Below are 6291 nucleotides of genomic sequence, written 5' to 3'. Positions count from 1 at the left end.
GTGTAGACCGTAAGGACCTTTACGGTCTACACACGACACCGAAGCCCCGGCAAGACTAACATAAGTTTGTGCGACGAACCAATAATGTTTTTCCATAAGTACCGCCCTTTCTATTCTACTTTAAAGGTTACTTCGTGACCTGGATTTTCCTCGACCAGCTTTTTCTTAAGGTCGTCTACCATCATGTTATTGTCAAGCGCCGCCTGGATAACCTCTACCAGCTTCTTACCATCCAAATACGCCCATATCTTCTTTCTTCTGTTTCTGCTTCTCATAGCCTTACCTTCCTTTCTTACTTTGTCTGCTTACCCACATTGTAGCTTCCACCTGGCTTTTAGCAGTGTGTACTTCCTTGTCGTCGGAATAGATACGATACTTAGGTGTAGGGTAGCTGTCGTCACGTTTCACGGTGTAATACTTCGTCCTATATACAGTCTTCATACTCCACTTCCTTTCTACCAATCTGGTCTTGCTATACAATCACTGTCTTCGACTGTGAAGGTACACCGTTTGTATCTGCTACGTGGGGCAGACGCCGCAACCTTTGCCCGGTTAAGGGCTTCCAGCTTTGCATTTATCTCACTGTCGGCTTTTAGTAGATACCCCCACTTCTTAACTTTTGTAGGACTATTGTTAATCGTTACCATCACTTCGTATACCATATTTCCACCTTTCTGGGGGCCGAAGCCCCCGGTTATTATTTATTTGCTACACGGTTCATAAAGGCTTTCGCCTGTGGGCTGTACCGGAAGTGGTCTAACGCGTTTTGTACGTCTGTGGCTCTGTGACCCTGTTCGTAAAGGATTACTAGGTCGCCACCGAAGATATTACAAATACCGCCCTTCTTAATTATCAGATTCTTAACCGCTGCCTTTGTCTGTTTATAAGTCATATCGCTTACCGCCTTTCTATTTGTTTTACGTGTTTGTCATCACTTTATAGTGATACTATACACCTAATGCAAATGCTTGTCAACACTATTTTAAAATTTTTATTTATATTTTAAAATTAATATTTATATACTTGACTTTTATCACTTTTAAGAGATATAATAATCATAACAAGTAGAAAGGGGGTACATAAATGGCAATGGCCGAAAAAGTCCGTATTCTTCTTGTAAAAAGAAAAATGACGGTTACTGATTTAGCAAAAAAATTAGGTATGTCACAAAGCAATCTTAGTAACAAATTAAGCCGTGACAACTTTAATGAAAAAGAATTACAGGAAATAGCAAAAGCACTTAACTGTGACCTGGATATAGATTTTACATTAAGGGATACCGGCGAAAAAGTTTAAAACCACAGTTCGGAAGAACACTATTACCCAGGAAAATAGGACAGCCCAAATTTGGGCTGTCCTATTTTTGCTGTAGGGTATTTTCTTTGTCGTCGTTGGGTGATATAATAGATAAAAATAAGGAAAGGGGTAAGACCTATGAAAAAGATAATTAAGTATTGCGTTATTTTCTTCGGTATTCTTATCGTGATTGCGGTTATAGGGCAAGCGCTAGGTATTATCAAACCGAATCAGGACACACCAGCTACGGAACCAGTTGTACAGGAAACACCAGCCAAAGCACCGGAAACAGAGACACCAGCTACGGAAACTGTTACAGAAGAATCTGTAGCCGAAAGCAGCGATGCCCGTATTAAATTCGGTGATTTACTGGACGTTACCGAAAATACCGTAGAAAATAAAAATATCTGTGTACTGAAAGTGAAGATAGAAGCCAGCCTAACTAAAGGTATGACGGTAGACCAGAATTATCACAACATAGAACACTTCATAAAGGAAGCTGGCGGCGATAAATATGACAGTATAGACTACTGGGCTGTAGCGGATATGGAAGACGGAAGCGAAAGTAAGGTAGTCAGCTTTACGGTACCGAAGGATACTATAGATAAGGTTAAGTCTGGCGACCTGGTAGCAATACAGCTAAAAGACAACGTAGACGACCTGTACATACTTCCAAGTCTTCAATAAGGTAAACAAAGGACAACCAAGGACAACCGCCGTAACTAGCTTACTTCGGATAACCAAGGACAACAAGGGAAAACAGAGGATAACAAAATTAAGACCCTTCAGCGGTAAAAACAATATATAAAACCAAAAAATTTCCTATAGGGTAGAAAGAATAAAAGAAAAAGTATGAGTGTAAAAAGTAAGTACCCCTAAAAGAATTAGAGATACTTATATATTATTATATACTTATATTATTAAATATTATTATATATAAATATTGTAGTAGTATTATATATACTGTAGTATATAGGGCTTCTTTTTGCTGTATTTCCTTCTGGTTTACGCCGACGATTCTACTACACTACATACTACAGTTTTTACTACAGAACCAAGGAAAACCACGGAAAATAGGGGATAACAGAGGACAACAGACGTAGTATACAAAACAAAGAGAAAGCCCGGAAATCCAGTGTTTCCGGGCTGTTTTAACGTTTATATCTCTTTGTCCATGAACAGGTCATAGACCGATGCAAAACTTGTATACGCATCCATTTCTTTCACCTCTTATTATCCTCACTTGCCAAATATATAAAAATAACCGGGCAATCTGCATTGGCTGCCCTGCACATCTTACCCGATTATAAGCAATTTCAAACACGCTCTAGCTCACAATTTTCCCTAACACTCCAAATGATAAAATCGTCATGATAACGCTTGCCAGGGCAATACCCAGTAAGATTGCCGGGAATGCTTTTTTGAATTTAATTCCCAGTAAGGAAGCTATTAATGCACCTGTCCATGCGCCGGTTCCGGGCAGTGGGATTCCTACAAACAGGACAAGACCCCAGAACTCGTATTTTTCTATTTTATCTTTCTTGCCAAGAGCTTTTCCTTCCAGCTTGTCCACCAGAGGCTTAAACAGCTTCGTCTGCTTCATCCAGTTAAAAATCGGTGTGATTAATAATAAAATAAATGGAATTGGAATGATATTACCGGCTACGCACAGCCAGATGGATCTCCACATATCCAGCTTTAACAGGGATGCTGCCAATAAACCGCCTCTCAGCTCCAGAATGGGTATCATGGAAATAATAAAAACAATTGCTTCTCTGGATACGACACCGGACAGATTGGTGGTAAACCATTGTACTAAAGATTCCATATATTAATTCTCCTTCATGTATTCTTTTAAAAATCCAATAAGAGCATCCATCTCCTCATCGGTACCGATTGTAATACGCAGATAATTGTCGATACGGGGACGATTGAAATATCTTACATAGATATGTTTCAGTTTCAATGCCTGGAACAAGTCTCTCGCCCAGTACTTTTCGTGGGTTACAAAGAGGAAATTTGCCTGGGAATCTGCAAAATGAAAACCCAGTTCCTTCATCTGCACCTTCACACGTTCCCTTGTGGCAATGATCTTGCCTGTAACTTCCCGGAAATACGCCTCATTCTCTAACACTTTTGCCCCGATTTCCAGGGACGGGCGGTTCATAGTATAAGAATTGAAGGAATATTTTACATCATTTAAGTATTTGATCAGTGTTTTGTTTCCCATGGCATAACCAATACGGATTCCCGCCATGGAACGGGATTTGGAATAAGTCTGTACTACCAGCAGATTTTCATATTTATCAATGAGGGAAAGTGCCGAAGCACCGCCAAAATCAATATAGGCTTCATCTATAATCACAATTACATCTGCATTCCTGCGGATAATATCTTCTATATCGGCAAGATCCTGTAAAATACCGGTTGGGGCATTGGGATTAGGAATGACAATTCCGCCGTTTGGCTGCTCATAATCCTTTTTCTCGATCTCAAAATCACCATTTAAAGGCTGGCATTTATAGGGAATGCGAAGCAGGTCCGCCCAGACATCGTAAAAGGAATATGTAATATCCGGAAACAGTATCGGCTGTCTGGAATTAAAGAAGGTCATAAATGCCATTGCCAGCACATCGTCTGAGCCGACTCCCACAAATACCTGATCTTTGTCTAAGTGATAATAATCAGCCAGTGCCGAAACTAATATGCCTGCGCTGGGGTCCGGATAGAGCCTCAGTTCCTCCGGATTTAATGCCGCCATCATCTTAGCAGCTTCCGGCGCGGGGGGATAAGGATTCTCATTGGTATTCAGTTTGATCATATCCGGCTGGTTTGGCTGTTCCCCCGGTGTATAAGGTATTACTTTTCTGATGTTCATTTCCCAAGCTTTCATTCGTTCCTCCCGAAAAATTCCTGTGCAAGTTTTTCAAAGTAAGGCAATGCATTTACGATGGTTTCCAGGGATACACAATATGCGATCCGCACATATCCCGGACACGCAAAGCTGCTTCCCGGTACAACCAGGATATGGTATTTCTTTGCTGCTTCCACGAAGATGGTTTCATCTTCCACCGGAGATTTTACAAACAGATAAAATGCACCTTCCGGCTTAATACAGGAAAAACCGCATTTTTTCAAGCCATTATAGAGGGTCTGACGGTTTTTGTCATAAAACTGCACATCTACTTTTGCATCGATACATTTTCCGATTACCCGTTGAAACAGGGAAGGTGCATTCACATAGCCCAAAATGCGGTTCGCCACATTTGCGGCAGCGATCACCTGGTCACTGTCCGTCACCTGATCCGGAATAACCAGATATCCGATCCGTTCTCCCGGCAGGGAAAGGGATTTGCTGAACGAATAGCCCACAATGGTGTTCGTATAGTATTTGGTTACAAATGGAACCGTCACGCCATCGTATGCCAGCTCCCGGTATGGCTCATCGGTTACCAGATAGATGACAGTCTGAAGTTCTTCCTGCTTTCTTCTTAAGATATCCGCGAGCCTGACGATAGTGTCTTCCGAATAGACCACACCCGTGGGGTTGTTGGGGGAATTTACAATCACTGCTTTGGTTTTTACCGTGATCATCCTTTCAAACTTTTCAAGATCCGGCTGGAATGACTGGGTATTTGGTTCTACTGCTTTTAATATTCCGTCATAATTAGAAACGTATGCACGGTATTCGCCAAAATATGGCGCAAAGGTAAGTACTTCATCCCCCGGATTCAGAATTGTCCGGAAGATGACATTCATGCCGCCGGCAGCGCCAACGGTCATGATAATATTTTCTTCATGAAAAGCGGTTTGGAAGCGGCGGTTTAAGGAATCTGCCACTGCACTCCTGACATCTTCAAATCCTGCATTGCTCATATACCCGTGTACCATAACAGGATCTTCGCCTGTTATGATCTCTTCGATTGCCTGTCTGACTTGTGCAGGCGCTGCAACATTGGGGTTCCCCAGGCTGAAATCGTATACGTTTTCTGCTCCGTAAACAGCCGCCATCTTTGCACCTTCCTCAAACATTGCACGGATAACGGAACTGTTTTCTACATAAGACTTCATCTTCTCTGCTATCATGTTATGCCTTCTTTCTTCTCACAAATCCCTTTTCAACGAGGAAAATGGGATGATAGGATAACTTCGCCCGGCGCAGCCCTTCTTCGCCTACATCGTCTTCCCTGTTTACATATTTAAAATCCATTGCCTCATGCTGTACAAACTGCTGGTTAATCATGGGATATGCTCCTTCAATATCAGCATACGCTTTTTCTATATGAACAACTATTGTATCGTCGCAGATTGGTTCAGCAAGACAAAATGCCACCACTTCTCCATGCACTCTGAGAAGTCCTCCCCTTAATTCCAGTTCTTCAAACAGTCTCAGGGAATTCAGGGTAACACAGATCTCCGCATGTTTCTCGGGGTCTGCTTCACAGCCATTTAAATTTCTCCATTTAATAGCCATTTGGAAGCAATCCTCCAGATTGTCCTTGGTAATGCTTTCATAAACCCAGTCCGGATAGAGGCGCTTGAATTTATTCACATGGTTTTTCTTTCCATGATATTTCTTTCCGGAAAGATTTGCCAGCTTCTCGCTTTCATACACATAGTCTGCCTCATCCCGGTTGTATTCAATTTCAAATTCTCCCGGATAGAGAGACTCTAATACTTCAAATTGTTCCGGCGTTACCAGATGCATATGAAAATTCCTTCCCAGGTCTGCACTGTGCGCCATAATGCTGTCGATTGCTTCTTTTACATTTTCCGGATCTCCTACCGGAAAACAATATGTCGGGTCGTGTTCCATGCTCTTAAAGACCAGTGTATCACAAACGATGGCATATTCCACCGGATAATGCCTGGACCATAAGTAAACATTCGCAAATGTTAATTCACAGCTTCTTGTCTTCTTCCTTCTGAGATATTTGTTGATTTCATCTCTGTTTTCTAACGTCGGCTGTTTAAATTCTATTTCCATAAAATCCT

Annotated in this window: 9 protein-coding genes; 2 read left to right on the top strand and 7 right to left on the bottom strand. The window is 41.7% G+C overall.

Features of this window, described 5'->3' with window-relative positions; genetic code table 11:
- Positions 1–110: 110 nt before the first annotated feature.
- The 3 genes from ACH2DQ_RS20455 to ACH2DQ_RS20445 all read right to left on the bottom strand — a co-directional run bounded on the left by ACH2DQ_RS20455 (position 111) and on the right by ACH2DQ_RS20445 (position 892).
- The gene (locus ACH2DQ_RS20455; RefSeq protein WP_394913247.1) at positions 111–275 is read right to left on the bottom strand and encodes a hypothetical protein; all 165 of its coding nucleotides are present in this window, start codon (positions 273–275) and stop codon (positions 111–113) included.
- Positions 276–279: 4 nt separating this feature from the next.
- Positions 280–441: a hypothetical protein gene (locus ACH2DQ_RS20450; RefSeq protein ID WP_394913246.1), complete on the bottom strand. Its 162-nt coding sequence runs from the start codon at positions 439–441 to the stop codon at positions 280–282.
- Positions 442–697: 256 nt separating this feature from the next.
- Positions 698–892: a hypothetical protein gene (locus tag ACH2DQ_RS20445; protein WP_394913245.1), complete on the bottom strand. Its 195-nt coding sequence runs from the start codon at positions 890–892 to the stop codon at positions 698–700.
- A gap of 191 nt (positions 893–1083) precedes the next feature.
- Between ACH2DQ_RS20445 and ACH2DQ_RS20440 the strand changes: the two genes are divergently transcribed.
- Complete coding sequence (locus ACH2DQ_RS20440) at positions 1084–1296, top strand: helix-turn-helix domain-containing protein (RefSeq protein WP_394913244.1); 213 nt, start codon at positions 1084–1086, stop codon at positions 1294–1296.
- Positions 1297–1434: 138 nt separating this feature from the next.
- On the top strand, positions 1435–1983 hold the full coding sequence (locus tag ACH2DQ_RS20435; protein WP_394913243.1) for a hypothetical protein: 549 nt from the start codon (positions 1435–1437) through the stop codon (positions 1981–1983).
- Between the two features lie 640 nt (positions 1984–2623).
- Here ACH2DQ_RS20435 and ACH2DQ_RS20430 read toward each other — a convergent pair.
- The 4 genes from ACH2DQ_RS20430 to ACH2DQ_RS20415 are packed head-to-tail and all read right to left on the bottom strand — an operon-like array spanning position 2624 to position 6283.
- Positions 2624–3124, bottom strand: a complete 501-nt coding sequence (locus ACH2DQ_RS20430) for a COG2426 family protein (protein WP_394913242.1) — start codon at positions 3122–3124, stop codon at positions 2624–2626.
- A 3-nt stretch (positions 3125–3127) separates the two neighbouring features.
- Positions 3128–4189, bottom strand: a complete 1062-nt coding sequence (hisC, locus tag ACH2DQ_RS20425; protein ID WP_394913241.1) for a histidinol-phosphate transaminase — start codon at positions 4187–4189, stop codon at positions 3128–3130.
- Positions 4186–5382, bottom strand: a complete 1197-nt coding sequence (locus ACH2DQ_RS20420) for a pyridoxal phosphate-dependent aminotransferase (RefSeq protein ID WP_394913240.1) — start codon at positions 5380–5382, stop codon at positions 4186–4188. The genes hisC and ACH2DQ_RS20420 overlap by 4 nt, the downstream gene beginning before the upstream one ends.
- 1 nt (position 5383) lies before the next feature.
- Positions 5384–6283 carry a DUF2156 domain-containing protein gene (locus ACH2DQ_RS20415; protein WP_394913239.1) on the bottom strand — a complete coding sequence of 300 codons (900 nt, stop codon included), beginning with the start codon at positions 6281–6283 and terminating at the stop codon, positions 5384–5386.
- Between the last annotated feature and the right edge of the window lie 8 nt (positions 6284–6291).

Source organism: Robinsoniella sp., assembly GCF_034124845.1.
Note: the sequence above shows the minus strand (reverse complement) of the source record. Positions and strands in the feature narration are given on the sequence as shown.